Annotated in this window: 24 protein-coding genes; 15 read left to right on the top strand and 9 right to left on the bottom strand. The window is 72.5% G+C overall.

What is annotated here, in order from left to right; translation table 11 throughout:
- Position 1 precedes the first annotated feature (1 nt).
- Genes QRT03_RS05250 through QRT03_RS05290 form a run of 9 tightly spaced genes read left to right on the top strand, consistent with a single transcriptional unit; the run spans position 2 to position 11973 of the window.
- Positions 2–2569 (top strand): NADH-quinone oxidoreductase subunit G, encoded by a 2568-nt coding sequence (locus tag QRT03_RS05250; RefSeq protein WP_286051455.1) that lies wholly within the window; start codon positions 2–4, stop codon positions 2567–2569.
- The gene (gene nuoH / locus QRT03_RS05255) at positions 2566–3903 is read left to right on the top strand and encodes an NADH-quinone oxidoreductase subunit NuoH (protein WP_286051456.1); all 1338 of its coding nucleotides are present in this window, start codon (positions 2566–2568) and stop codon (positions 3901–3903) included. Before QRT03_RS05250 ends, nuoH begins: the two co-directional genes overlap by 4 nt.
- Positions 3903–4520, top strand: coding sequence for an NADH-quinone oxidoreductase subunit NuoI (nuoI, locus tag QRT03_RS05260; protein ID WP_286051457.1), 618 nt, complete (start codon positions 3903–3905; stop codon positions 4518–4520). The genes nuoH and nuoI overlap by 1 nt, the downstream gene beginning before the upstream one ends.
- On the top strand, positions 4517–5320 hold the full coding sequence (locus QRT03_RS05265; RefSeq protein ID WP_286051458.1) for an NADH-quinone oxidoreductase subunit J: 804 nt from the start codon (positions 4517–4519) through the stop codon (positions 5318–5320). The genes nuoI and QRT03_RS05265 overlap by 4 nt, the downstream gene beginning before the upstream one ends.
- The gene (gene nuoK, locus QRT03_RS05270) at positions 5317–5616 is read left to right on the top strand and encodes an NADH-quinone oxidoreductase subunit NuoK (protein ID WP_286051459.1); all 300 of its coding nucleotides are present in this window, start codon (positions 5317–5319) and stop codon (positions 5614–5616) included. Before QRT03_RS05265 ends, nuoK begins: the two co-directional genes overlap by 4 nt.
- 13 nt (positions 5617–5629) lie before the next feature.
- Positions 5630–7624 (top strand): NADH-quinone oxidoreductase subunit L, encoded by a 1995-nt coding sequence (nuoL, locus tag QRT03_RS05275; protein WP_286051460.1) that lies wholly within the window; start codon positions 5630–5632, stop codon positions 7622–7624.
- Positions 7621–9267 (top strand): NADH-quinone oxidoreductase subunit M, encoded by a 1647-nt coding sequence (locus QRT03_RS05280; protein ID WP_286051461.1) that lies wholly within the window; start codon positions 7621–7623, stop codon positions 9265–9267. Before nuoL ends, QRT03_RS05280 begins: the two co-directional genes overlap by 4 nt.
- The gene (nuoN, locus tag QRT03_RS05285) at positions 9267–10907 is read left to right on the top strand and encodes an NADH-quinone oxidoreductase subunit NuoN (RefSeq protein ID WP_286051462.1); all 1641 of its coding nucleotides are present in this window, start codon (positions 9267–9269) and stop codon (positions 10905–10907) included. Before QRT03_RS05280 ends, nuoN begins: the two co-directional genes overlap by 1 nt.
- Before the next feature lie 55 nt (positions 10908–10962).
- Positions 10963–11973, top strand: coding sequence for a polyprenyl synthetase family protein (locus QRT03_RS05290; RefSeq protein ID WP_286051463.1), 1011 nt, complete (start codon positions 10963–10965; stop codon positions 11971–11973).
- Here the strand turns inward: QRT03_RS05290 and rarD are convergent.
- The 4 genes from rarD to QRT03_RS05310 all read right to left on the bottom strand — a co-directional run bounded on the left by rarD (position 11949) and on the right by QRT03_RS05310 (position 17078).
- The gene (gene rarD, locus QRT03_RS05295; RefSeq protein ID WP_286051464.1) at positions 11949–12890 is read right to left on the bottom strand and encodes an EamA family transporter RarD; all 942 of its coding nucleotides are present in this window, start codon (positions 12888–12890) and stop codon (positions 11949–11951) included. The genes QRT03_RS05290 and rarD overlap by 25 nt on opposite strands.
- A gap of 191 nt (positions 12891–13081) precedes the next feature.
- A complete protein-coding gene (locus QRT03_RS05300) occupies positions 13082–14176 on the bottom strand; it encodes a 2-oxoacid:ferredoxin oxidoreductase subunit beta (protein WP_286051465.1) in 1095 nt (364 codons plus the stop codon).
- Positions 14173–16092, bottom strand: a complete 1920-nt coding sequence (locus QRT03_RS05305; RefSeq protein ID WP_286051466.1) for a 2-oxoacid:acceptor oxidoreductase subunit alpha — start codon at positions 16090–16092, stop codon at positions 14173–14175. Before QRT03_RS05305 ends, QRT03_RS05300 begins: the two co-directional genes overlap by 4 nt.
- Positions 16093–16226: 134 nt before the next feature.
- Positions 16227–17078 (bottom strand): enoyl-CoA hydratase-related protein, encoded by an 852-nt coding sequence (locus QRT03_RS05310; RefSeq protein WP_286051467.1) that lies wholly within the window; start codon positions 17076–17078, stop codon positions 16227–16229.
- Positions 17079–17105: 27 nt separating this feature from the next.
- Here QRT03_RS05310 and QRT03_RS05315 point away from each other — a divergent pair, with 27 nt between their 5' ends.
- On the top strand, positions 17106–17693 hold the full coding sequence (locus QRT03_RS05315; RefSeq protein WP_286051468.1) for a PaaI family thioesterase: 588 nt from the start codon (positions 17106–17108) through the stop codon (positions 17691–17693).
- Between the two features lie 84 nt (positions 17694–17777).
- Positions 17778–18608 (top strand): zinc metalloprotease HtpX, encoded by an 831-nt coding sequence (gene htpX / locus QRT03_RS05320; protein ID WP_286051469.1) that lies wholly within the window; start codon positions 17778–17780, stop codon positions 18606–18608.
- Here the strand turns inward: htpX and QRT03_RS05325 are convergent.
- Complete coding sequence (locus QRT03_RS05325; RefSeq protein ID WP_286051470.1) at positions 18599–19171, bottom strand: hypothetical protein; 573 nt, start codon at positions 19169–19171, stop codon at positions 18599–18601. The genes htpX and QRT03_RS05325 overlap by 10 nt on opposite strands.
- Positions 19168–19830, bottom strand: coding sequence for a hypothetical protein (locus QRT03_RS05330; protein WP_286051471.1), 663 nt, complete (start codon positions 19828–19830; stop codon positions 19168–19170). The genes QRT03_RS05325 and QRT03_RS05330 overlap by 4 nt, the downstream gene beginning before the upstream one ends.
- Positions 19831–20306: 476 nt before the next feature.
- On the opposite strand from QRT03_RS05330, the gene QRT03_RS05335 reads away from it, so the two are divergent.
- The 3 genes from QRT03_RS05335 to QRT03_RS05345 all read left to right on the top strand — a co-directional run bounded on the left by QRT03_RS05335 (position 20307) and on the right by QRT03_RS05345 (position 22274).
- A complete protein-coding gene (locus tag QRT03_RS05335) occupies positions 20307–21359 on the top strand; it encodes a glycoside hydrolase family 172 protein (protein WP_286051472.1) in 1053 nt (350 codons plus the stop codon).
- A complete protein-coding gene (locus tag QRT03_RS05340; protein WP_286051473.1) occupies positions 21356–21751 on the top strand; it encodes an EVE domain-containing protein in 396 nt (131 codons plus the stop codon). Before QRT03_RS05335 ends, QRT03_RS05340 begins: the two co-directional genes overlap by 4 nt.
- 67 nt (positions 21752–21818) lie before the next feature.
- On the top strand, positions 21819–22274 hold the full coding sequence (locus QRT03_RS05345) for an SRPBCC family protein (RefSeq protein ID WP_286051474.1): 456 nt from the start codon (positions 21819–21821) through the stop codon (positions 22272–22274).
- Here QRT03_RS05345 and QRT03_RS05350 read toward each other — a convergent pair.
- Positions 22271–23161, bottom strand: coding sequence for a polysaccharide deacetylase family protein (locus QRT03_RS05350; RefSeq protein ID WP_286051475.1), 891 nt, complete (start codon positions 23159–23161; stop codon positions 22271–22273). The genes QRT03_RS05345 and QRT03_RS05350 overlap by 4 nt on opposite strands.
- A gap of 7 nt (positions 23162–23168) precedes the next feature.
- The gene (gene rfbA, locus QRT03_RS05355) at positions 23169–24059 is read right to left on the bottom strand and encodes a glucose-1-phosphate thymidylyltransferase RfbA (RefSeq protein WP_286051476.1); all 891 of its coding nucleotides are present in this window, start codon (positions 24057–24059) and stop codon (positions 23169–23171) included.
- 146 nt (positions 24060–24205) lie between these two features.
- Here rfbA and QRT03_RS05360 point away from each other — a divergent pair, with 146 nt between their 5' ends.
- Positions 24206–24463 carry a hypothetical protein gene (locus QRT03_RS05360; RefSeq protein WP_286051477.1) on the top strand — a complete coding sequence of 86 codons (258 nt, stop codon included), beginning with the start codon at positions 24206–24208 and terminating at the stop codon, positions 24461–24463.
- Between the two features lie 64 nt (positions 24464–24527).
- On the opposite strand, the gene QRT03_RS05365 is transcribed toward QRT03_RS05360, so the two are convergent.
- Positions 24528–25553: an oxygenase MpaB family protein gene (locus QRT03_RS05365; RefSeq protein ID WP_286051478.1), complete on the bottom strand. Its 1026-nt coding sequence runs from the start codon at positions 25551–25553 to the stop codon at positions 24528–24530.
- Positions 25554–25678 lie beyond the last annotated feature (125 nt).

Genomic DNA, 25678 nt, shown 5'->3' on the forward strand with positions numbered 1-25678 from the left:
CATGACCCAGGCACCAGAGCAGGAAGCGCCCCCGGTCCCCGAGGGTCACGTCAGGCTGACGATCGACGGCGAGACCGTCGACGCGCCGAAGGGCGAGATCCTCATCCGGACCTGCGAGCGCCTCGGCATCGTCGTCCCGCGGTTCTGCGACCACCCCCTCCTCGAGCCGGCCGGCGCCTGCCGCCAGTGCCTGGTCGAGGTGGAGATGGGCGGACGGCCGATGCCCAAGCCGCAGGCCAGCTGCACCATGACCGTCGCCGACGGCATGGTGGTGAAGACCCAGCGCACCAGCGCCGTCGCCGACAAGGCGCAGCAGGGCGTGATGGAGCTGCTGCTCATCAACCACCCGCTGGACTGCCCGATCTGCGACAAGGGCGGCGAGTGCCCGCTGCAGAACCAGGCGATGTCCTCCGGCCGGGCGGAGTCGCGGTTCCACGAGCACAAGCGCACGTTCGAGAAGCCCCTCGCGATCTCCGACGAGGTCCTGCTCGACCGCGAGCGCTGCGTGCTCTGCCAGCGCTGCACCCGGTTCTCCGAGCAGATCGCCGGCGACCCCTTCATCGAGCTGCTCGAGCGGGGCGCCCACCAGCAGATCGGCACGGAGGAGACCGCCTGGGGCGACGGTGAGGACTTCCAGTCCTACTTCTCCGGGAACACCATCCAGATCTGCCCGGTCGGCGCGCTGACCTCGGCGTCCTACCGCTTCCGCAGCCGTCCCTTCGACCTGGTCTCGACGCCGGGGAAGTGCGAGCACTGCGCCTCGGGCTGCTCGACCCGCCGGGACTGGCGTCGCGGCGGGGTGACCCGCGTGCTCGCCGGTGAGGACCCGAACGTCAACGAGGAGTGGCTCTGCGACAAGGGCCGCTTCGCCTTCCGCTACCCGACCTCGGTGCAGCGGGTGCTGCAGCCCATGGTCCGCGAGGACGGCGTGCTCACCCCCGTCTCCTGGGTCGAGGCGCTGGAGCGGGCGGCCACGCTGCTCGCCTCCGCGCGTGACGGCGGCGGCGCTCCGCGGGTCGACGACGAGGGCACCGAGCTCGGGCCCAAGCGCGGGGTCGGGGTGCTGCCCGGCGGCCGGCTGACGATCGAGGACGCCTACGCGTACGGGAAGTTCGCCCGCCTCGCGCTGCGGACCAACGACGTCGACCACCGCGCGCGGGCGCACTCCGACGAGGAGCTGGACTTCCTCGCCGGACACGCCGCGGGCGTCGCCCCCACCCATGTCTCCTTCGCCCACCTCGAGGCCGCCCGCACCGTGCTGTGCGTGGCGTTCGAGCCCGAGGAGGAGGCGGCGATCGTCTTCCTGCGCCTGCGCAAGGCGGCCCGCCACGGCACCCGCGTGGTCCACCTGTCGTCCTGGACGACGCCGGCCGTGGTGAAGACCGGCGGCCACCTCGTCCGGGTCGCCCCCGGCGACGAGCCCGCGGCCCTGGCCGACCTGCCCGACGACCTCGCGGCCGCCCTGGCCGAGCCGGGCGCCGTCGTGCTGGTCGGGGAGCGGGCCGCGGAGGTCCCGGGGTTGCTCACCGCGGTCTCCGACCTCGGTGCGCGCACCGGCGCCCGGATCGCCTGGGTGCCGCGCCGCGCCGGCGAGCGGGGCGGGGTGGACGCCGGCACGCTGCCGACCCTGCTGCCGGGGTCGCGGACCGTCACCGACGCCGACCACCGCGAGGCGGTCGCCGAGGTGTGGGGCGTGCCGACGCTGCCCGAGACGCCCGGGCGCGACCTCACCGCGATGCTGACCGCGGCCCGCGACGGCGAGCTCGCCGGCCTCGTCCTGGGCGGTGTGGAGCTCCGCGACCTGCCCGACCCGGAGCTCGCCCGCGCCGCGCTCGCCGAGGCGGACGTGGTCATCTCGCTGGAGCAGGTGCTCTCCGAGGTCAGCGAGCACGCCGACGTCGTGCTGCCGGTGGCGCCCGCGGTCAACCGCAGCGGCACCTACCGCAACTGGGAAGGCCGCGACCGCCCGTTCGGGACGACGATCGACCCCGGCCAGGGCGGTTCCGGCCGCGTCGGCGGCACGGCCGCGGTGACGCTGCCGGACTGCCGGGTGCTGGACTCGCTCGCCGTCGAGATGGACGTCGACCTGTTCACCCAGACCCCGCAGGCGGCCGCCGCCGAGCTCGCGGAGCTGGGCGCCGTGGCGGTCACGCCGTCCACCCCGGCGACCCGTCCCGCGGCCCCGCACGCGGATGACCCCTCCCGGACACCCGACGTCGGTGAGGCGCCACTCGCACGTCCGGTCCGCCTCGCCACGTGGCGCCAGCTGATCGACGGCGGCGCGCTGCTGGCCGAGGAGCACGACCTGCCCGGCACCGCCCGCCCGGTGCGCCTGCGCGCCGCCGTGGGCACCGCCGAGCGGCTCGGCCTGGTGCCCGGACAGACCGCCCGGATCGCGGATGCCCTCGACCTCGTCGTCGAGATCGCGGACCTGCCCGAGGACGTGGTGTGGGCGCCGTCCCACGTGCCGGTCGCGGGCGGGGTCGTCACGCTCGCCGGGCTCGGCCTGCGCCACGGGGACCTCGTCGAGGTGACCGGCTCCACCGTCGGGAACGGAGGAGAGCAGTGAACCCGCTCCCGCCGCCCGGGACCCCCGGGTACACCCAGGCGCTCATCGCGGACGACCCGATCTGGCTGACGATCATCAAGGTCGTCGCCGTCTTCGGGCTGCTGGTGTTCATGACGCTGTTCATGATCTGGCTGGAGCGCCGGGTCGTGGGGCGCATGCAGCAGCGGCCCGGGCCGAACTGGAACGGCCCGTTCGGGCTGCTCCAGTCGCTGGCCGACGGGCTGAAGCTGGCGTTCAAGGAGGACATCCGCCCGGTCCTCGCGGACAAGGCGGTCTTCTTCATCGCCCCGGTGATCTCGACGATCCCGGCGTTCGTCGCGTTCGCGGTGATCCCGCTCGGACCCGAGGTGTCGATCTTCGGGTACCACACCGCGCTGCAGGTGGCCGACCTGCCGGTGGGCATCCTCGTCGTCCTCGCCTGCTCGTCGGTGGGCGTCTACGGCATCGTGCTGGCCGGCTGGGCGTCCGGGTCGCCGTACCCGCTGCTCGGCAGCCTGCGCAGTGCCGCCCAGGTGATCTCCTACGAGCTGGCGCTCGGCCTCTCGATCATCGGCGTGGTGCTCTACGCGGGCTCGCTGTCCACCGCGGACATCGTCAGCGCCCAGCAGAACGGCTGGTACATCTGGCTGCTGCCGGTCAGCTTCATCGTGTTCGCGGTGTCGATGGTCGGCGAGACGAACCGGGCGCCGTTCGACCTGCCCGAGGCCGAGTCGGAGCTCGTCGGCGGGTTCCACACGGAGTACTCGTCGCTGAAGTTCGCGCTCTTCTTCCTCGCCGAGTACGTCAACATGGTCACCCTCTCCGCGGTGGCGACGACGCTGTTCCTCGGCGGCTGGATGGCGCCGTGGCCGCTCTCCCTGATCCCCGGGGTCAACGAGGGCTGGCTGCCGCTCGTCTGGTTCATCACCAAGATGTTCGTGTTCCTGTTCGTCTACATCTGGCTGCGCGGCACGCTGCCCCGCCAGCGCTACGACCAGTTCATGCGCCTCGGCTGGAAGATCCTCATCCCGGTCAGCCTGGTGTGGGTCGTCGCGGTGGCCGCGCTGCGGGTGCTGCGCACCGAGTACGGCACGATCTCGGCGCCGGTGGTGCTGATGATCGGCGCGGTCGTGCTGGTGGTGGCGATCGTGGTCGCGCTGATGCTGCCCGACCGGGCGGCCGAGGACGACGAGGCGACCGCCGAGCCACCCGTCGTCGGGAACTATCCCGTGCCGCCGCTGGACCTCACCGTCCCGACGAGCCCGCCGCGGCGCCGCCGGTCCGTGTCGGGCACGGCGAAGGAGACGGCGGCGGTGGGCTCCGGTCGGAAGTCCGATCAGAAGGAGGACGCCTGATGGGCATGTTCGACGGCATCGCCGGCTTCGGCGTCACCTTCTCGACGATGTTCAAGAAGGTCGTCACCGAGGAGTACCCGCTGGTCAAGAAGGTGACCGCGCCGCGCTACCACGGCCGCCACCAGCTCAACCGGCACCCGGACGGGCTGGAGAAGTGCGTGGGCTGCGAGCTGTGCGCCTGGGCCTGCCCGGCCGACGCGATCTACGTCGAGGGCGGGGACAACACCCCGGAGGCGCGGTACTCGCCCGGTGAGCGCTACGGCGCGATCTACCAGATCAACTACCTGCGCTGCATCGGCTGCGGGCTCTGCATCGAGGCGTGCCCGACGCGGTCGCTCACGATGACGAACGAGTACGAGCTCGCCGACGACGACCGGCAGGACCTGATCTACACCAAGGACATGCTGCTCGCGCCGCTGCTGCCGGGCATGGAGCAGCCGCCGCACCCGATGCGGCTCGGCGAGGACGAGCAGGACTACTACGTGCAGGGCCCGGAGATGGCGCGCCGCGGCAGGGAGCAGGCCGGGGACACCGACCTGGACACCGACAACCGCGCCGGCGCCAACGCGCTGCCGGGCGCCGCGCTGGTCGGGAAGGCGTCGGAGGACAAGCGATGACCACCTCGATCGGCGAGGCCGTCGGGTTCTGGATCCTCGGGCCGGTCGCGCTCGCCGGCGGGCTCGGGATGGTCTTCTCCCGCAACGCCGTGCACTCGGCGCTGTGGCTGGTGCTGACGATGCTCTCGCTCGGGCTGCTCTACATGACGCAGTCCGCGCCGTTCCTGGGGTTCACCCAGATCATCGTCTACACCGGCGCGATCATGATGCTGTTCGTCTTCGTGCTGATGATGGTCGGCCGGGACGCCTCGGACTCCGTCGTGGAGGTGCTGCGCGGGCAACGCGTGGCGGCGGCGGTCCTGGGCATCGGGCTCGCGGGGCTGATGATCGGCGCGGTCGCGCAGTCGGTCACGGTGCCGCTGAGCACCGGGGCGACGCCCGGGTCGAACGTCGGCGGGCTCGGCCTGCTGATCTTCCAGCGCTACCTGCTGGCCTTCGAGCTGACCTCGGCGCTGATCATCACCGGCGCGGTGGGGGCGATGGTCTACACCTTCGCCGGCCGGGCCCGGTCGAAGGCGATCACGCAGAAGGAGCGGGTCGTCGAGCGGCTGCGCGGCCCGCTGGAGAAGTTCGGGTCCCGCTCCGGTCCCGGCGTCTTCGCGACGGCGGACTCGGTCGCCACCCCGGCGCTGCTGCCCGACGGGTCCGTGGCCCCGGAGTCGCTCTCCGAGATCATCGAGGCCACCGCCCGCGAGCGGCTCGGCCACCAGTCCGAGCTGGCCCACCCGGGCGACGAGCACGACGCCGGGGCCCACTCCCACCACACCGGGCGCGAAGAGATCACGGGGAGCCAGACGTGAGCCCCACGAACTACCTGCTGCTCTCGGCGCTCCTGTTCGCGATCGGCACCGTCGGCGTGCTGGTGCGGCGCAACGCGATCGTCGTGTTCATGTGCGTCGAGCTCATGCTCAACGCGGTGAACCTGTCGCTGGTGACCTTCGCGCGCATCAACGGCTCGCTCGACGGCCAGGTCATGGCCTTCTTCGTCATGGTCGTCGCCGCGGCGGAGGTCGTCGTCGGCCTCTCGATCATCATGGCCATCTTCCGCACGCGCCGGACCGCCTCGGTCGACGACGCGAACCTCCTCAAGTACTGACGGGAGCCTCTCGATGCTCACCGAGTTGCCCCCCGTGGCCCCCGCGACGGGAGCCGGCACCGCCGCCTGGCTCCTGGTCGCGCTGCCGGCCCTGGGTGCCGCGGTGCTCTTCCTCGGCGGTCGGCGGACCGACCGCTGGGGCCACCTGCTCGGCACCGCGACGGTGCTGGCGTCGTTCGTCTACGGCGCGGTCCTGTTCGTCTCCACGCTCGCGCTGCCGGGCGAGGAGCGGGTGCGCGACCTGCCGCTCTACGAGTGGTTCGCCTCCGGGTCGCTCTCGGTGGAGTTCGGGCTGCGCCTGGACCCGCTGTCGCTGACGTTCGTCCTGCTCATCACCGGCGTCGGGTCGCTGATCCACATCTACTCGGTGGGCTACATGGCCCACGACGAGAACCGGCGCAAGTTCTTCGCGATGCTCAACCTGTTCGTCGCGTCGATGCTCGTGCTGGTCCTCGGCAACGGCTTCCTCACCCTGTACCTCGGGTGGGAGGGCGTCGGCCTCGCGTCGTACCTGCTGATCGGCTTCTACGTGCAGCGCCCGCTCGCCGCGTCCGCGGCGAAGAAGGCGTTCCTCATGAACCGCGTCGGCGACGTCGGCCTCGCGCTCGCGATCTTCATCCTGTTCGCGCAGCTCGGCACCACCCAGTACACCGAGGTCTTCGCGCGGATCGGGGAGCTCTCGCCGGGCGCGATCACGGCGGTGGCGCTGCTCCTCCTGCTCGGCGCGTGCGGCAAATCCGGCCAGTTCCCGCTGCAGGCCTGGCTCCCCGACGCCATGGAGGGCCCGACCCCGGTCTCGGCGCTCATCCACGCCGCCACCATGGTCACGGCAGGGGTCTACCTGGTCGCCCGGACGCACCCGATCTACGACCTGACGCCCACCGGTCAGCTCGTCGTGACGATCGTCGGCGCGGTCACGCTGCTCATCGGCGCGATCGTGGGCTGCGCGTACGACGACATCAAGAAGGTCCTGGCCTACTCCACGGTGAGCCAGATCGGCTACATGATGCTGGCCGTCGGCCTCGGCCCGATCGGCTACGCGGCGGGCCTCGCCCACCTGCTCACCCACGGCTTCTTCAAGGCCGGGCTCTTCCTCGGGGCCGGCTCGGTGATGCACGGGATGGCCGACGAGACCGACATGCGCCGGTTCGGCGGGCTGTGGCGGCACATGCCGATCACGTTCGCCACGTTCACCCTGGGCTATCTCGCCCTCATCGGCTTCCCGTTCCTGTCCGGCTTCTACTCGAAGGACCTCATCATCGAGGCCGCCCTCGGGGGCCCGCCGGTCCGCGGGTGGCTGCTGGGCGGGGCGGCGCTGCTCGCCGCCGGGCTCACCGCCTTCTACATGACGCGGCTGATGCTGATGACGTTCTTCGGACCGGAGCGGTGGCGCTCGCTCACCCCGCGCTCGACCCCGTGGGACCCGGCGTTCGAGGCCTCCACGCCCTCGGAGCACGGCGAGCACTACCACCCGCACGAGTCGCCCGCCTCGATGACGGTGCCGATGATCGTGCTCGCGATCGGCTCGGTGGGGGCCGGTGCGTTCCTCGTGATCGGGGAGCGGCTCGGCGGGTGGCTCGAGCCCGCGATCGGCCCGGTGCGCGAGGTGGAGGAGGCCGTCATCCCGACGGGGCTCGTCCCCGGCATCGCGTCCGTGCTCATGCTCCTCGGCGCCGGGATCGCCTACCTGACGGTGGGCCGCAAGCCGGTCCCGGTGGAGCGCCCGGCGCGGGTGGCGCTGCCGGTGCGGGCCGCGCGGGCCGACCTGTACGCCAACGCGATCAACGAGGGGCTGATCGCGCGGCCGGGCCTCTGGCTCTCCCGCGCGCTGGTGTACCTCGACAACCGCGGGGTCGACGGCGCCGTCAACGGCACCGCCGCCCTGCTCGGCGGTGCGTCGGGGCGGGCCCGACGCACCCAGACCGGGTTCGTGCGCTCCTACGCGCTGACGATGCTGGGAGGCTCGATCGTGCTGGTCGCGGCGCTGCTGGCGGTGGCGCTGCCGTGAGCGCCCTGCTGATCGTCCTCGTCCTGCTGCCCCTGCTCGGGGCGGCCGTCGTCGGTGGCCTGGTCAAGGCCGGGCGGGACGCGGCGGCGACGTCGTCGGGCTTCGTCGTCGCCCTCGTCGAGCTCGTGCTGACCGGCGTCGCCTGGGGGCTGTTCGACCCCGCCGCGCCGACCCGGTTCCAGGGCGAGTCCTCCGTGCCGTGGATCCCGGCGTTCGGGGTGTCGTTCTCGCTGGGCGTCGACGGCATCGCGCTCGCGATGATCGCGCTGCTCGCGGTGCTGACGCCGATCGTCATCGCCTACACGTCGTTCACGCGGGCGGCCGAGAAGTTCCCGGACGACCGCGGGGCCGGTGGCTTCGTCGCGCTGATGCTCGCCCTGCAGGGCGTGCTGGTCGCGCTGTTCGCCGCGACCGACGTCTTCGTCTTCTACGTGGCGTTCGAGGTCATGCTCGTCCCGATGTACTTCATCATCGGGCGCTTCGGCGGGGCCCGGCGGCAGTACGCCGCGGTGAAGTTCTTCCTGTACTCGTTCCTGGGCGGGCTGATCATGCTCGGCTCGGTGATCGGGATCTACGTCGCGAGCGGCACGCGACTCGGGCAGGCCACGTTCGACTGGGCGGAGCTGCAGCGCCTCGCGGCGTCGCTGCCGGAGTCCACGCAGATCCTCCTGTTCCTCGGGTTCTTCGCCGCGTTCGCGATCAAGGCGCCGCTGGTACCGCTGCACACGTGGCTGCCCGACGCCGGTGCGCAGGCCCCGATCGGCGGTGGCGTGATCCTGGTCGGCGTCCTGGACAAGGTCGGCGTCTTCGGGTTCCTGCGCTACTGCCTCCCGCTGTTCCCGCTGGCCTCGCAGACCCTCGCGCCGCTGGTGCTCGTGCTCTCGGTGATCGGCGTGCTCTACGGCGCGCTGCTCGCCGCCATGCAGACCGACATGAAGCGCTTCGTCTCCTACACCTCGATCGCCCACTTCGGGTTCATCGGGCTGGGGATCTTCGCGTTCTCGCAGCAGGCCGTCGCGGGCTCGGCGCTGTACATGGTCAACCACGGCATCTCGACCGCGATGCTCTTCCTCGTCGTCGGGATGCTCGCCGCCCGGGGCGGGTCGACGCAGATCGCCGACTACGGCGGCGTCGGGAAGATCGCGCCGGTGCTCTCGGGGCTCTTCCTGGTCGCGGGCCTGACGACGCTGTCGCTGCCCGGGACGAACTCGTTCGTGTCCGAGTTCCTGGTGCTGATCGGCTCCTGGCCGCGCGAGCCCGTCTACACGGTGATCGCCACGGTCGGGATCATCTTCGCGGCCCTCTACGTGCTCTGGGTCTACCAGCGCACGATGACCGGCCCGCTGCGCGGCGAGGCCGTCGTCGGCGGCGGACCGGGCGCCGCGTCCGCACGGGCGCTCGCCGGCGGGCCCGGGTTCGCCGACCCGGTCGACACCGACCCGCCGTCGGGTACGGGCACGAAGGCCCGGTTCGGTGACCTGACCGGCCGGGAGATCGGGGTGCTCGCCCCGCTGGTCCTGCTGATCTTCCTGCTCGGGTTCTTCCCGCAGCCGGTGCTCGACGTCATCAACCCGGCGGTCTCCGCCACGATGAGCGAGGTCGGCGTGCCCGACCCGGTCGGTCCGAACGGGGTGGCCCGCTGATGGGAACGCAGTCCTTCTCCGATGCCCTCGGCGTCGACTACGGCGCCCTGGCGCCCCTGCTGATCGTCCTCGGCGGCGCGTGCGTCTCGGTGCTGATCGAGGCGGTCCTCCCGCTCGCGCGCCGCGCGCGCGTGCAGCTGGTGTTCAGCCTCGCGGTGGTCGTGGTCGCGCTCGTCACCGTGATCGTGCGCGCCACCGGTGGGGCCGCGGACGTCGTGGTCCTCGCCGGTGCGCTGTCCGTGGACGCGCCGAGCCTGTTCCTGTGGGGCACGCTGCTCGCCCTCGCGGTGCCGTCGCTGTTGCTGCTCGCCGACCGCTCGATCGAGCCCGGCGGGACGTTCGTGGCCGACCCCGAGGCGCTCGCCGAGGCCCAGGAGAAGGTGCTGGCCGGGAGCCGGTCCCCGTCGGGCTCGGGGATCGACTCCCACGGCGTGGTGGCCCGCCGCGGGGGGTCGGGCCCGGGCTCGGGTGACGCCGGGGGCGCGGAGCCGCCGCTCATGCACACCGAGGTCTTCCCGTTCTTGCTCTTCGCGCTCGGCGGGATGCTCGCGTTCTGCGCGTCGAACGACCTGCTGACGATGTTCGTGGCGCTCGAGGTGCTGAGCCTGCCGCTGTACCTGCTGTGCGGGCTGGCCCGCCGTCGTCGTCTCCTCTCGCAGGAGGCGGCCGTGAAGTACTTCCTGCTGGGCGCGTTCGCGTCCGCGTTCTTCCTCTACGGCGTCGCGCTGCTCTACGGCTACGCCGGGTCGGTCCGGCTCTCCGACATCGCGTCGGCCGCCGCGGGTCCGCTGCGCTCGGACACACTGCTGTTCGCCGGGCTGGCGCTGCTCGTCGTCGGCCTGATGTTCAAGGCCTCCGTCGGGCCGTTCCACACCTGGACCCCGGACGTCTACCAGGGCGCTCCCACCCCGGTGACGGCGTTCATGGCCGCGTGCACGAAGGTCGCCGCCTTCGGCGCGATCCTCCGGGTGTTCACCGTGGCGTTCGGCACCACGGCGCTGGAGTGGCGCGGGGTGCTGTGGGCGGTCGCGATCGCGTCCATGGTGATCGGCACCGTGCTCGGGCTCACCCAGACCGACCTCAAGCGCATGGTCGCCTACTCCTCGGTGGCGCACGCGGGCTTCATCCTGATCGGCTGCCTCGCCATCACCCCGGCCGGCCTGTCCGGGACGCTGTTCTACCTGCTGGCGTACGGGTTCACGACGATCGCGATCCTCGGCCTGGTCTCGCTGGTGCGCTCCGGGGACGGCGAGGCCGGGCACCTGTCCGGGTACGCGGGCCTGGCCACGCGCTCCCCGGTGGTGGCCGCGGCCCTGTCCTTCTGCCTGCTCGCCCTGGCCGGGGTGCCGCTGACCAGCGGGTTCACCGCGAAGTTCGCGGTGTTCTCCGCGGGCCTGGCCGACGGGATGGCGCCGCTGGTGATCGTCGGACTGGTGTGCAGCGCGATCGCCGCGTTCTTCTACCTGCGGGTGATCGTGATGATGTACTTCTCCGAGCCGGCGCCCGATGGGCCGACCGTGAGCCTGCCCGGCCCGATGACCACGATCGCCATCACGCTCGGCGTCGTCGTGACCCTGCTCCTGGGAGTCGTGCCGACGGCCGCCCTCCAGTGGGCCGGGGCCGGACCTTTCCTAGGCTGAGGGGGTGAGTACGCAGCGGCCCGCGCCAGGAGACGAATCGGAGCGGAGCTCGACCATGAGATCGGTGAGCCTGACCCAGGTCGCCGGTCTCCCCCTCGGCGACGAGGCCCTGGCGACGGAGGTGTCCTCGGGGCTGGACCAGGTGGAGGATCTGCTCCGCCGCGAGGTGCACAGCGACTATCGCTTCGTGGCGGACACGTCGCTGCACCTCATCGAGGCCGGCGGGAAGCGGTTCCGGCCGCTGCTCACCCTGCTCGCCGCCCAGCTGGCGGGCGGTACCAGCGAGGACGTGGTGGTCGCGGCCACCTCGGTGGAACTGGTCCACCTCGCCACGCTGTACCACGACGACGTCATGGACGAGGCCGTGATGCGGCGCGGGGCGCAGAGCGCGAACGCGCGGTGGGACAACACCGTGGCCATCCTCACCGGCGACTACCTGTTCGCCCACGCCTCGCGGCTCGTGTCGCAGCTCGGACCGGACGCGGTCCGCATCATCGCCGAGACCTTCGCCGAGCTCGTGACGGGCCAGATGCGCGAGACCCGGGGTGCGCGCGGCGACGACCCCGTCGAGCACTACATGGCGGTCGTCGCGGAGAAGACCGGGTCGCTCATCGCGACGGCGGGCCGGTTCGGCGCGATGTTCGCCGGTGCGGCGCCGGAGCACGTGGAGGCACTGCGACGGTTCGGCGAGATCATCGGGACCGCCTTCCAGGTCGCCGACGACATCATCGACATCGCCTCGCCGTCCGGCGACTCGGGCAAGACGCCGGGGACGGACCTGCGGGAGGGCGTCGCCACGCTGCCGGTGCTCTACGCGCTGGCCGACGACGGGCCGGACGCGGAGCGGCTGCGCGCACTCGGAGTGGGCGAGAAGGAGATCGCCGACGACGCCGTGGTCGACGAGGCCCTCGGCATCCTGCGGTCCTCCGCGGGCCTCGCCCGGGCCCGGGCGGCGCTCGACGAGCAGGCCGAGGCGGCCCGGACCGAGCTGGCCGGGCTGCCCGGCGGACCGGCCCGCGACGCCCTGGCGGCGCTGCTGGACTACACCGTGGAGCGCGTCGGCTGAGCCGACCGCCGCCCGACCCGCCGTCGGGACGCGGTCACGCTGTCGGCGGCGAAGACCAGCAGCGCGACCCACACCAGCACGAAGCCGACCCACCGGGCGGGTGGCATCGGCTCGTGGTCCACGAGGACGCCCCAGGCGAACTGCAACGTCGGGTTGACGTACTGCAGCAGCCCGAGCGTGGCGAGCGGGAGCCGCTTCGCGCCGAACGCGAACAGCAGGAGCGGCAGCGCGGTCACCGGGCCGGCGGCGATCAGCAGCAGGGTGTGCCCGGTGCCCTGTCCGAAGGTCCCGACCCCGACGGCCTGCAGCCACACCAGGTAGCCGATCGCGATCGGCCCGAGCAGGAAGCCCTCGGCGGTCAGGCCCGCGACGGGCGCCAGCGGGACGCGCTTCTTCAGCAGGCCGTAGAAGCCGAAGCTGCACGCCAGCACGAGGGCCACCCACGGCAGGGCGCCGGTCCCGACCCAGAGGACGGCCACGGCCACCGTCGCGATGCCGACCGCCACCCACTGCACCCGCCGGAGCCGCTCGCCCAGCACGAGCACGGCGAGCACGACGGACACCAGCGGGTTCACGTAGTAGCCCAGCGCGCTCTCCACGACCCGGCCGTGCGTGACGCCCCAGATGTAGACGCCCCAGTTGATCGTGATCAGCACGCTGGCGGCGGTGATCGTGAGCCACGTGCGGGCGGACTGCCCACGCAGCTGCGACCACCCGCGGACCGCGGTGAGCACGACGAGCATCCCGACCAGCGTCCACGCGATCCGATGGGCGAGGATCTCCACAGGCTCCGCAGGCGCGAGCAGCGGCCAGAACGCGGGGAAGGCGCCCCACAGGACGTAGGCGCCGAGGGCGGCGGCGAGCCCGGAACGGGGAGGGCGGGCCGTCGGGTCGGTCGTCGACGGCGTCGTGGTCACGGCTCCGACCCCATCACGGGATGTGTGCGCCACGCACCTGTCTTTCCGTGCAGAGTGGCAGGTCCGGTGGGAACGAACGGCACTCTCGCGTCCATAGAAGCTGTGAGGGTGCCGCTCGCTCACTCCGGAACGGGCCCGGACGACGACGAGGCCGGCCCCGTCGTGCGGGACCGGCCTCGTCGTCGTGGGGTCTACGCCTCCTGCTCCGGGGTGGGCATGACGGCCCAGGTGTCCTTGCCGGTGAGCAGGGCCTGCAGGTTGTCGCCGCGCTGCTGGGCCTGCTCGGTCGCGGCGGTGACCTGCGCGCGGGCGCCGTCGTCGTAGGTGGGGCGGTCGACCTTGCGGAAGATGCCCGTGACGGTGTGCGTCAGGTCCTGGTCGGACAGCCGCGAGAGCGCGAACGCCTGGGTGGGGTCCTGCTCGCCGGCACGGTGGGTGACCAGCGCGTCCTCGCCGACCTCGGCGACCGGGCGGACCTCGAGGCCGCCGGAGTCCGCGCGGACCACGCCGTACTCGCCGTCGTTGCCGAAGCGGATCGGCTCGCCGTCGACCAGCGGGATCAGCCGCTGCGCGACGTCGTCGCCCTTGCGCAGGACGTCGAAGGAGCCGTCGTTGAAGATCGGGCAGTCCTGGAAGATCTCGACCAGCGAGGCGCCGCGGTGGGCGGCGGCCTGGCGCAGGACCTCGGTGAGGCCCTTGCGGTCGGAGTCCAGGGCGCGCCCGACGAACGTGGCCTCGGCGCCGAGGGCGAGCGAGACCGGGTTGAAGGGAGCGTCGACCGAGCCCATCGGGGTGGACTTGGTGACCTTCCCGACCTCGGAGGTCGGCGAGTACTGCCCCTTGGTCAGGCCGTAGATCCGGTTGTTGAACAGCAGGATCGTGATGTTCATGTTGCGGCGCAGCGCGTGGATCAGGTGGTTGCCACCGATCGAGAGCGCGTCGCCGTCACCGGTGACGACCCACACCGACAGGTCCGGGCGCGTGACCGCCAGCCCGGTCGCGATCGCCGGCGCGCGGCCGTGGATCGAGTGCATCCCGTAGGTGTCGAGGTAGTACGGGAACCGGCTCGAGCAGCCGATCCCGGAGACGAACACGATGTTCTCGCGCCTGAGGCCGAGCTCGGGCAGGAACGAGCGGACCGAGGCGAGCACGGCGTAGTCACCGCAGCCCGGGCACCAGCGCACCTCCTGGTCGGAGGTGAAGTCCTTGGCCTTCTGCGTCTCGTCCGTGGTCGGGACGAGGTCCAGTCCGCCCCGCTGCGGGGTGGGCAGGTCCACGGCGGTCATGCGGGCAGGTCCCCCTTCACGGCGTCGGTCAGGACGCCGGCGAGCTCTTCGGCGCCGAACGGGAGTCCGGCCACCTTCGTGTAGGAGCGGACGTCGACCAGGTAGCGCGCACGCAGCATCATCGCGAACTGGCCGAGGTTCATCTCGGGCACGACGACGCGGCGGTAGCGGTGCAGCACGTCGCCGAGGTTGCCCGGCAGCGGGTTCATGGAGCGCACGTGCGCCTGCGCCACCGACATCCCGGCCGCTCGCACGCGGCGGCAGGCCGCGCCGATCGGGCCGAACGTGGAGCCCCAGCCGAGCACGAGCACCTCGGCGGCACCGTCGGGGTCGTCGACCTCGACGTCGGCGACGGTGATCCCGTCGATCTTGGCCTGGCGCAGCCGGACCATGCGGTCGTGGTTGTCCGGGTCGTAGGAGATCGACCCGCGACCGTCGGCCTTCTCCAGCCCGCCGATGCGGTGCTCGAGCCCGGCGGTGCCCGGCACGGCCCACGGGCGCGCGAGGGTGTCGTCGTCGCGCAGGTAGGGCCAGAACTCGGTGCCGTCGGGGGAGTTCGGCGCCGTCGCGAACTCGACCGACAGGTCGGGCAGGTCGTTCACGTCCGGCACGTTCCACGGCTCGGAGCCGTTCGCGATCGCGCCGTCGGAGAGCAGGAACACCGGCGTCCGGTACGTGATGGCGATCTTCGCGGCCTCGATCGCCGCGGCGAAGCACTCGCTCGGCGAGGCCGGGGCGATGATCGGCACGGGCGCCTCGCCGTTGCGGCCGTACATCGCCTGCAGCAGGTCGGCCTGCTCGGTCTTGGTCGGCAGACCCGTGGACGGGCCACCGCGCTGCACGTCGAGGATCAGCAGCGGCAGCTCCAGGGCCACCGCCAGCCCGATCGTCTCCGACTTCAGCGCCACACCCGGCCCCGAGGTCGACGTGACGCCCAGCGCGCCACCGAATGAGGCGCCCAGCGCCGCGCCGATGCCCGCGATCTCGTCCTCGGCCTGGAACGTCGTCACGCCCATGCCCTTGTGCTTGGACAGCTCGTGCAGCACGTCCGAGGCCGGGGTGATCGGGTAGGTGCCCAGGAACACCGGGAGCTTCGAGAGCTGCCCGGCGGCGACGACGCCGTAGGCCAGCGCGAGGTTGCCGGTGATCTGGCGGTAGGTGCCCGTCGGCAGCGCCGCCGGGGCGACCTCGTAGGTGACCGCGAACGACTCGGTGGTCTCGCCGTAGTTCCAGCCGGTGCGGAACGCCAGGATGTTCGCCTCGGCGAGCTCCGGCTTCTTCGCGAACTTCTCGCGCAGGAACGCCTCGGTGCCCTCGGTGCCGCGGTGGTACATCCACGACAGCAGCCCGAGCGCGAACATGTTCTTCGCCCGCTCGGCGTCCTTCTTGGACATGCCGGTCGGCTCGAGCGCGGTACGCGTGATCGTCGCCATCGCGACCCGGTGCACCTGGTACGGCGCGAGCGAGTCGTCCTCGAGCGGGTTCGCCTCGTAGCCGACCTTCGTCAGGTTCCGCTTGGTGAACTCGTCGGTGTTGACGATCAGGACCCCGCCGTGCGGCAGGTCGGACAGGTTCGACTTCAGCGCGGCCGGGTTCATCGCCACGAGGACGTCCGGGCGGTCGCCCGGCGTCAGGATGTCGTAGTCGGCGAAGTGAAGCTGGAAGCTCGACACCCCCGGCAGGGTCCCGGCAGGCGCGCGGATCTCGGCGGGGAAGTTCGGCAGCGTCGCGAGGTCGTTGCCGAAGGCCGCGGCCTCGGAGGTGAAGCGGTCCCCGGTCAGCTGCATCCCGTCGCCGGAGTCGCCGGCGAAGCGGATCACGACGCGATGGGTCTGCCTGACCTCGGTCTGCCGGATCTCGCCGTGGGCCACCAGGTGGTCCGGCAGGTCCGCCCCGACCTCGGTGTCAGTGCTCATCGAGCGGTCCAGTCCCTTCCTCGATCGTCGTGGCGTGCGATGTCACCACGTCAAACCTCCACGCTAACCCTGTGGTGATCGCCGCAGCGGGGCGGTTCGTCACGTGTCACAACGCTGGACCGAGCAAGCCCGCCTCAGGAGCGTCGGCGCAGCCGCTCGAGGCCCTCTCGGAACGCGGACGAGCGCAGCGAGGTCAGCTGCGGGCCGACCTCGGTGCTCACCGCGTCGGCGTGCTCGGTGAGGGTCGCCGTGGTGCGGATGGAGGCCTTGGTCGCACGCACCAGGTCGCGCGGCGCGCGGGCGGAGAAACCGGCCATGCGCAGCGCCTCCGTGACGACCGGCGAGTGCCCCTGGTCGGGCACCTCGCCGGGCACCCGGCGGAGCACGAGGCCGGCACGTTCAGCGGCCGCCGCGTCCATCGCCTCCCCGGCGAGCAGCATCGCCAAGGTGGTCTGCGGACCGACGAGCCGCTGGGTCATCCAGGTCATCCCGCCGCCGGGGTGGATGCCCAGACGCAGGAAGCCGGGCTCGAAATGGGCGGTGTCACCGGCGAGCCGGATGTCGGCCGCGAGCGCCATGTTGATGCCGGCGCCCACGGCGGGCCCGTCGACGGCGGCGATCGTGGGCAGCGGGCACGCGGCGAGCCGCAGGAAGCCGGCGTAGACCCCGCGGATGGCCTCCTCGCCGTCCTGCCCGGTCGTCGCGCCCACGGCGGCCAGTTCGTCGAGGTCACCGCCCGCGCAGAACGCGGGGCCACGATCGGCGGCGCCGGTGACCACGACGGCGTGCACGCGCTCGTCGGCCTCGACCTCGTCGAGGACCGCCACGAGGGCGTCCGAGAGGGCCCGGCTCATCGCGTTGCGGCGCTTCGGGTCCCGCAGGGTCAGCAGGGCGGTGACGCCACCGACCCCGCTGTCGTCCCGCGCGCCGTCGGGCGTGATCCGGTCGAGCAGGACGTCGGGGGTGTTGTCTGCCACGGCCGCCATCCTGCCCGGGACGGTTAACGTTCGCTCATGCCCGCGTCCCCCACCGCGTCGCCGAGCCTGGAGCTCCCCGCCGACGCGACGCTCCCCGAGCGGCATCCGAACGCCCCCGGCGTCGGCGAGCGGATTCCTCCGCACTCCGAGGTGTGCTTCGGGTGCGCGGACGTCCCGCACGGGCTGCGTCTCGAGTTCCGGGTCGCGGAGGACGCCGCGGGCGGGGTCGCGGTCTCCGCGCGCATGGTGCTGCGCGCCGACCAGCAGGGTGCGCCCGGCCTGCTGCACGGCGGGCTGCTGACCGCGGCCTTCGACGAGGTGCTCGGCTCGGTCGTCGCGCTGGTCACCCGGCCGTGCGTCACCGCACGGCTGGAGACCGACTTCCGCCGTCCGATGCCGATCGGGTCCACGCTGTGGCTGCGCGGCCGGGTCGACGGCCGCGCGGGACGCAAGCTCTACGTCAGCGGTTCCGCCCACCTCGACGCCGAGGACGGACCCGTCGTCGGGACCGCGAAGGCGCTCTTCCTCAAGGTCGGCATGGAGCACTTCCTGCGCAACAGCCGCCCGGAGGATCTCGAGGCACTCGGGGTGTCGGCGGAGCAGATCCGCGCCGCGCGTTCCTGAGCCGGGAACGGGCGGTGCGCCGCGCTCGTTGATCCGGGTGGAGTACCGGGAGCCGACTCCCGGAACGACACGAGAGGAACGACGGTGCGCAACGGGCTCAAGACCGCCCTGCTCCTCGGGGCGCTCAGCGCGTTCATCCTGGTCATCGGCTCGTTGTTCGGCCGTGGCGGCCTGCTGATCGCGCTGCTGATCGCCCTCGGGGTGAACGGCTACTCGTACTTCTTCTCCGACCGGCTCGCCCTGCGGGCCATGCACGCCGTGCCGGTCACCGAGGCCGAGCAGCCGCAGATGTACCGGATCGTGCGGGAGCTCGCGTCCGCCGCCCACCAGCCGATGCCCCGGCTCTACGTCAGCCCCACCGAGGCGCCGAACGCGTTCGCCACCGGCCGCAGCCCGCGGCACGCCGCGGTGTGCGCCACCACCGGGATCCTGCGGCTGCTCGACGAGCGGGAGCTGCGCGGCGTGCTCGGTCACGAGCTCTCGCACGTCTACCACCGCGACATCCTCATCTCGTCGGTCGCGGGCGCGCTGTCGAGCGTGGTCACCTACGTCGCCCTCGGCGCGCAGCTCTTCGGCGGGAACCGGAACGTCCTCGCGACCCTCCTGCTGGCCCTCGTCGGGCCGGTGGCGGCCGGCATCGTGCAGATGGCGGTCAGCCGCACCCGGGAGTACCAGGCCGACGCGAGCGGCGCCGAGCTCACCGGCGACCCGCTCGCGCTCGCCTCGGCGCTGCACAAGCTGGAGTACGGCACGCAGGCCGCGCCGCTCGCGCCGGACCCGCGTCTGGTCCCGCAGTCGCACCTCATGATCGCCAACCCGTTCCGGCCGGGCGAGGGCCTGTCCCGCATGTTCTCCACGCACCCGCCCATCGCCGACCGGATCGCCCGGCTGCAGCAGATGGCCCGTCACGGCTGATCGTCCGCGACGACGAGGTCCGCGACGTGCAGGAACACGTCGTCGTCGATGCCGACCGGTCCGGGGATGCGACGCAGGGGCTCGGTGCGGGGCGGGCGGCCACCCGTCCGGAGCCGGTACCGGCGCACCGCGACCAGGCGGTAGACGCGGCCCGTCGTCGACGGGAGGTCCGTGTCGAGGTACACCGAGCCCTCGACGTAGACCGGTTGGTCGGGGTCGAGGTCGGGCACCGACTCCAGCCCGGCGCGGTTGACCGGGACCACCCGGTCGCCGATCTCGAGGGCGTCGAGGTCGCCCGCCTCCGTCGTCAGCACCCCCGGCACGCCGCAGGCGACCACCGTCCCGTACTCGTCGAGATCCCACAGTCGCTCCGGGCGGCACCGGAGGCGGTCCACCTCGCTCGCGTAGATCACCGGGGTCGCCGTCAGGACGTCCCCGACGGCGGCCGCGGGCAGCAGGCCCTCCCGCAGGTGGCGGGGCAGGAGCTGCGCGGTGGTCACCTCGTCGCGGCGGGCGTCGGCACGCGAGGTCCAGCCTCCGTGCCGATGCCGGGCGGCCGTCATGTCCCCGCCCCGTCGGGCGCCGCCGCGCCGCTCGCGGTCTCCGGCGCGTCGAACGAGCGGTCCGCGACCAGGTCGGCGATGTACACCGCGTCCTCGGTGACCTCGGCCGGCGCGGGGAAGCGGGGCAGGGGCACCGGCGCGACCGGCACGTCGAGGGTGCGCCGGTAGCGCCGGACGGCGGCGAGCCGGAAGGGACGGCGGCAGAGCGCGACCGCGTCGCCGTGCTCGGTGCCCGGCTCGAGCACCGGATCGAGGTAGAGCGACCCGTCGAGGTGGACCGGGCTGTCGCCCTCCGGCGGCTGCGCCGCCGCCCAGTTCACCGGGGCGAGCCAGCCGCCCGCGTCCAGGACCTCGATCCGGCAGGTGCAACCCCCGGCCGGGTCGAGGTGGATCGTGGTGAGCGTGCCGCGGGCGTCGACGCAGCCGAACTCGTCGACCGACCAGTGGTCCGTGGGCCGGGTGCCGTGGTGCGTGGCGTCGGGATGGACCACGCCCGCGTAGATCGCCGGGGCCACCTCCAGGGTGTCGCCGACCCGCGGTCGTCCGAGCTCCCCGGCCGCCAGCAGGTGCGGCAGCAGCTGGACGGCCGTCGCCCCGGACGTCCGTGGCCGGGCGCCCGTGTTCCCGGCGGTGCGCCTCGTCCTGCGTCGCGTACTCATCGCGCCTCCCGTGTCGTCGTCTCACGGGCTTGGACTGCGGTGGGCGCCGATCGGTTCCGACTTTCTCTCAGCCGGTCGTCCTGTCGCGGTCTACGTCCCGGCCGGGGTCGCCTTGTCGTTGAGATTCACAACGACAGGGTGAGCGGTGGTGGGTGGAAGGCCGCGACAAGCTGGCCGGTGGGGGTCCTGTCGTTGTGGTTCGCCGGGACGAGCGGGCGCGGGGCGCGTTCGGCGTCTGTGGGAGACGGCGTTGGGGCCCGCCGGAGCGTCAGCTGGCGCCTTGTCGCGGTCTACGTCCCGGTCGAGCTCGCCTTGTCGTTGAGATTCACAACGACAGGGTGAGCGGTGGTGGGTGGAAGGCCGCGACAAGCTGGCCGGTGGGGGTCCTGTCGTTGTGGTTCGCCGCGACAAGCCGTCGTCACCCGGAGCCTCCACCCCGGGGTCTCGCCGGCTCCCCGCGCGGGAAGACTCGACCCATGAGCGCCGACTACGGCCCGCACGGCTCCAGCCTGCGGGACCTGCCCCGCCTGCGCCGCACCCGCCGTCGTCGGGAATCGACCTGGGATCGCACCGGGGGTAACGACGACCGGGCGCACGTGCCCGCCGGGGGCTCGGTGACCCTGCTCGACGTCGACGGGGCCGGCGTCGTGACGCACCTGTGGATCACCGTGAACGGCCCCCGACGACGGCGCGCGGAGCTTCTGAGGCGACTCACGATCCGGATGTGGTGGGACGGCGAGGAGTCCCCGAGCGTCCAGGCCCCGCTCGGCGACTTCTTCGGCGTGGGCCACGGGCGCACCACGAACTTCGTCTCCGCGCCGCTGCAGATGAGCCCCCAGGACGGACGGGCGCTGAACTGCTGGTTCGCGATGCCGTTCGCCGACGGCGCCCGCATCGAGGTGGCGAACGAGGCGCCCGGCGAGGTGTGGCTGTACGCCTACGTCGACCACGAGGAGCTCGACACCCTCGACGCCGAGGTCGGCCGCTTCCACGCCCAGTTCCGACGCGAGCGCACGCGGGGAGTCCGGCCCGGGCTCTCCAACGCCCGCTACCAGTTCGGCGGGCGGAACCTGACAGGAGACGGCAACTACACGATCCTGGACGCCCGCGGGCACGGGCACTACGTGGGCTGCGTGCTCAACGTCCGGCCTCGTCGGCGCCGCCGGTGGAACTGGTACGGCGAGGGCGACGACATGATCTTCGTCGACCAGGAGCCCGGCGACTGGCCCCCGACCCTGCACGGCACCGGGACCGAGGACTACGTCAACACGGCCTGGTGTCCGACCCAGGCGTACTCCGCGCCATACCACGGGGTCACGCTGCCGGGCGGCCGTAACTGGCGCGGCCCGGTCTCGCTCTACCGCTTCCACGTCGAGGACCCGGTCGTCTTCGAGCGCAGCATCCGCGTGACGATCGAGCACGGCCACGCGAACCGGCGCAGTGACGACTGGTCGTCGGTCGCCTACTGGTACCAGGCCGAACCGCACGTGCCGTTCGACCTCCCGCCGCTCGCGGAGCGGCTGCCGTGACCGGTCATTGGGTCTGGGTCGTCGGCCCGGACTGCTATCTCGACGACGACGGGCGCGAGCACCCGAAGCTCGCCCCGGGCGCCCCGGCGATGCGCTGGGCCTGCCACCGTGACACCCGGCCCGGGGACCTCGCCGTCCTCTACCGCTCGCAGCGCGCGAAGGACCTCGGCTACCTGTTGCGGGTCACCTCGGAACCGGCGTACGAGGCCGGGCCGCGGCCGTGGAACTGCGCTGCCGAGGTCGTCCGGCGACTCACCCCGCCGATCCCGCTCGCCGACCTGCGGGCCGACCCCGTGACGGCGACGTGGCCGGCGCTGCGGGCGTCGTTCGTGCGGACCGGCGCCCCGGTCCCCGAGGACGTGTGGGCACGGCTCCTGGAGATGGCCCCGTGACCGACCGGGCTGCTTGCCGACCACGTGCCACCCGGCTTCCTGACCCGCCGTCGGGAAGGATGAGCGCATGCACGATGCGGTGACCGAGCACGTCGACGCCCCGCCGGAGCGGGTGTGGGAGCTCGTCGCCGACGTGACGCAGACCCACCGCTACAGCGAGGAGACCTTCGAGGCGGAGTGGCTGGACGGAGCCGACGGTCCGGCGGTCGGCGTGCGCTTCCGCGGCCACGTGAAGCGCAACGGCCGCGGCCCGACGTACTGGACGACCTGCCGGGTCACCGCGTGCGAGCCCGGCCGCGAGTTCGGCTTCGAGGTCCTCGCCGGCGGACGGGTGGTGAACACCTGGCACTACGCCTTCCGTCCGTCGGACCGGGGCACCGACGTCACGGAGTCCTTCCGGCTGCCCGCGACCCCCGCGACCCGCCTCTACTGGACGCTCGCCGGCTGGGCCCGCGGGCGTACCAACCGGGCCAACATGCGGACCACGCTGCGCCGCATCAAGGACGTCGTCGAACACGGTTAGCCCGGGACGTGCTCGTCCCACCAGTCGACGACCTGCTGCCGGTGCACGAACGCGACCTCGGGCAGCGTCGTCACGTGCGCCAGGAAGTCGCGGACCGCGACCGCCCGGGCGGCCTGACCGCTCCAGCGCGGGTGCAGCCCGACCGTCATCATCCGGGCGCCCGCGCCGTGCCGGGCCTCGTCGAGCAGGAACTCGACCGCCCCGGTCAACGACTCCGCGAAGTGGCGCGGGGTCGCGTAGGTGGGCGGGAGGAAGTAGCGCGTGTCGTTGTGGACCTTGGAGTACGGCACGACGAGCCACGGGCGGCCGTCGACCTCGGTCCGGTACGGGAGCTCGTCGTCGACGGCGTCGCTGTCGTAGCGCAGGTCCGGGTGTGTCGCCGCCAGCCGGCGGGTCCGCTCCGACGGGAACGACCGCACGTACCACCCGCGGACCGGCCGCCCGACCAGCTCCGGCAGCACCCGCATCGCGTGCTCGAGGTCCGCCCGCTCCTCGTCCTCGGTCATCGCCGTGACCTCGGCCCAGCGGTAGCCGTGTCCGAGCACGTCGTGGTCGCTCGCCCGCAGCCAGGCCGCGAACGGAGGGTTGCGCTCCAGCGCGCGGGCGCAGACGCCGAACGTGACCGGGACGTCGAACCGCTCGAACAGCCGGACCAGGCGCCAGATGCCGACCCGGGCGCCGAAGGCGTAGTGGCCCTCGGTCCCGAGATCGCGGACCGCGGGATCGATCGGCAGGGCGTACTCGCCCCAGCCGTCGTTGCCCTCGCCGTCCTCCCAGGACGCCTCGGCGCCCTCCTCGACGTTCACGACGACGTTGACCGCGACCAGCGAGCCGTCCGGCCAGCGCGGGAGCGGTGTGGTCGGCCCGTACCCGACGAGGTCGCGCACCGCGTCGCTACCCGCTCGCCCCGGCCCGTCGCGCGACGTCCATGACGTACTCGCCGTAGCCGGACTTGCCCTGGGCCAGGCCGAGCCGCAACGCGTCGTCGGGGGTGATCCAGCCCTCGCGCAGGGCGAGTTCCTCGAGGCAGGCGATGCGGACGCCCTGGCGGTGCTCGAGCACGGAGATGTACTGCCCGGCCTCGACCAGTGAGTCGTGGGTGCCGGTGTCGAGCCAGGCGAAGCCACGGCCGAGGTCGATCAGGCGGGCGTCGCCGCGGTGCATGTAGGCGAGGTTGAGGTCGGTGATCTCGAGTTCGCCGCGCGGGGAGGGCGTCAGGGTCCGGGCGAGGGAGACGACGTCGTTGTCGTAGAGGTAGAGCCCGGTGATGGCGCGGTTGGACCGGGGCTTCGCGGGCTTCTCCTCGATGGAGATCAGCCGGCCGGTGGCGTCGGCCTCGCCGACGCCGTAGCGCTCGGGGTCGCCGACGGGGTAGCCGAACAGGGTGGCGCCCTTGTCGGCGTCGACCTGGGCGACGGCGCGCTGCAGGATCGTGGAGAAGCCCTGGCCGTGGAAGATGTTGTCGCCGAGGACGAGGGCGGCGGTGTCGTCGCCGATGTGGTCGGCGCCGATGAGGAAGGCCTCGGCCAGCCCGTTGGGCTCGGCCTGCTCGGCGTAGGAGAACCGCACGCCCCACTCGGAGCCGTCGCCGAGCAGCCGTTGGAAGGCGGGCAGGTCGACGGGGGTGGAGATGATCAGGATGTCCCGGATCCCGGCGATCATGAGTACCGAGATCGGGTAGTAGATCATCGGTTTGTCGTAGACCGGCAGGAGCTGCTTCGAGACCGCCCGGGTGACCGGGTGCAGTCGGGTGCCGCTGCCCCCGGCGAGCACGATTCCCTTCACGCCGGCGACTCTAGATGGCGCAGTGCGCCTCACTCCTTCGAGTGTCCCGGTCAAGGGGCGATAACGATCCGGTCGCCACTCGCGACATCCCGGTCACGAGCGCATCGCTCGGAAATCCCGCCCAGCGCACCTCCCGGGGGACACCTGTGCCCAGCCACCGACGTACCCGTCACGCCCGCCCCGTCGTCGGGCGGATCGCCCTCGCGGGTGTCGCGCTCGCCGGCCTGTCGGCCGCTCCCGGTGCCACGGTGGCCGTGACGACGCCGACCGAGGCCGTGCAGGCACCGACCGTCGCCGCTCCCGCGGACCAGGACGGTGCCCTCTGGTACGGCCTGCTCTCGGCCGCCGCACTCGCGGGCGCGGCCGGCGCGCACCAGCTCGCCGGCCGGCCGCGCCGCGCCTGAGCCGGGTGGTTCCCCGGGCGGCGCGGTCCCGGGGAGCCACCCGTCGCCAGGAGGCTCGTGAGGCTCAGGCCGGGAAGGCGACGAGCTCCTCGCGGTGGTGGAAGGGGTAGGGCGCGGGCCCGGCCTCGACCGCGCGGGCCGCGAGGATCTCCGCGTACTGCGTGCGCGGGTCGACGACGCCGTACTGCGCCCGGGCCTCGGCCGGCTCCCGCACGACGGGGTTCACCGGCTCGATGCCCCGCAGCAGGGGCTCGATCACCGGCACCGTCCGGGGGCTCGCGAGCTTGAGCGCCCACAGCTGCACGTGCTTGCTCGCCGCGACCGCCCGGACGACGGGGCGGGTCAGCGCGATGGCGACGTGGTCGGTGAATCCCGACTGCCCCGTCGCTCCCAGCTTGCGCATCCAGCGCGGCATCGTCGCGATGACCGCGCGGCGGGCGACGGCGTTGAACACGAGCCGCAGTGGGGCCGGCATCCGCTCGGGCAGCACGATCGTGTTCGCGTCGAGCAGGAAGTCCATCATGTCCTGCGCGACCTCCGAGCCGACCAGCCGCGGCCGGTAGGCGGCGAAGTAGGCGCGGATGCCGTCCCGGTCCCGGGGGACGTCGGCCGGGTCGATCGTCTGGAACTCGGCCGCCCGCGCGCACTCCTCCCAGTACCGCGTCTCCTCGTCCGGGGTGAGCTTCCCGGGGCCGAACACCTCGTAGGTGTAGAGGATCGAGTGCCACGCGGTGAGGTGGATCCACAGCTGCGAGGCCGGGTCGTTGGCGTCGTAGGTCCCGCCCGTCACCGGGTCGTGGCCGATCGCGCGCGAGTGGATCTTCATCAGGGTGTCCGACGCGCGGAGCACCGACTCGGCGTCGCCGAACTTCACCGTCGCGAAGTACTGCATCGTCCGGTCGTAGCGCAGCTTCGGGCGCTGCTTGACCTGCCCGGATTGGTCGACGGACGCCACGAGGTGTGGGTCGAGCTCCTCGATGACGACGGCGCGGAGGAACCCGAGCACGATCGAGGTCGGGTAGCTCCAGACCTTCCAGGTCACCGACTCCGGCCCGAAGAACCCGTAGTCCTGCTGCCGACGAGTGCCCACCACGTCCCACCTTCGTCGCTGGTATGTGAGACCGACGGTAACGGCAAACACCATGTAAGGGCTACCCCCGGTAAGAGGTACATGCCGTTCACCCTGGCGACGATCAGGGTTCCACCGGAGGTGCC

The sequence above is a fragment of the Actinomycetospora termitidis genome, from assembly GCF_030286555.1.
Classification (GTDB): domain Bacteria; phylum Actinomycetota; class Actinomycetes; order Mycobacteriales; family Pseudonocardiaceae; genus Actinomycetospora; species Actinomycetospora termitidis.

Excerpts from the sequence above, each read along its gene's own strand:
- QRT03_RS05325 (WP_286051470.1), bottom strand. The coding sequence starts at position 19,171 with ATGACGGCCGCCCGGCATCGGCACGGAGGCTGGACCTCGCGTGCCGAC.
- nuoL (WP_286051460.1), top strand. The coding sequence starts at position 5,630 with ATGCTCACCGAGTTGCCCCCCGTGGCCCCCGCGACGGGAGCCGGCACC.
- QRT03_RS05265 (WP_286051458.1), top strand. The coding sequence starts at position 4,517 with ATGACCACCTCGATCGGCGAGGCCGTCGGGTTCTGGATCCTCGGGCCG.
- QRT03_RS05345 (WP_286051474.1), top strand. The coding sequence starts at position 21,819 with ATGCACGATGCGGTGACCGAGCACGTCGACGCCCCGCCGGAGCGGGTG.
- QRT03_RS05310 (WP_286051467.1), bottom strand. The coding sequence starts at position 17,078 with ATGGCGGCCGTGGCAGACAACACCCCCGACGTCCTGCTCGACCGGATC.
- QRT03_RS05305 (WP_286051466.1), bottom strand. The coding sequence starts at position 16,092 with ATGAGCACTGACACCGAGGTCGGGGCGGACCTGCCGGACCACCTGGTG.
- nuoN (WP_286051462.1), top strand. The coding sequence starts at position 9,267 with ATGGGAACGCAGTCCTTCTCCGATGCCCTCGGCGTCGACTACGGCGCC.
- QRT03_RS05330 (WP_286051471.1), bottom strand. The coding sequence starts at position 19,830 with ATGAGTACGCGACGCAGGACGAGGCGCACCGCCGGGAACACGGGCGCC.
- QRT03_RS05315 (WP_286051468.1), top strand. The coding sequence starts at position 17,106 with ATGCCCGCGTCCCCCACCGCGTCGCCGAGCCTGGAGCTCCCCGCCGAC.
- QRT03_RS05335 (WP_286051472.1), top strand. The coding sequence starts at position 20,307 with ATGAGCGCCGACTACGGCCCGCACGGCTCCAGCCTGCGGGACCTGCCC.
- nuoI (WP_286051457.1), top strand. The coding sequence starts at position 3,903 with ATGGGCATGTTCGACGGCATCGCCGGCTTCGGCGTCACCTTCTCGACG.
- QRT03_RS05250 (WP_286051455.1), top strand. The coding sequence starts at position 2 with ATGACCCAGGCACCAGAGCAGGAAGCGCCCCCGGTCCCCGAGGGTCAC.
- QRT03_RS05290 (WP_286051463.1), top strand. The coding sequence starts at position 10,963 with ATGAGATCGGTGAGCCTGACCCAGGTCGCCGGTCTCCCCCTCGGCGAC.
- QRT03_RS05300 (WP_286051465.1), bottom strand. The coding sequence starts at position 14,176 with ATGACCGCCGTGGACCTGCCCACCCCGCAGCGGGGCGGACTGGACCTC.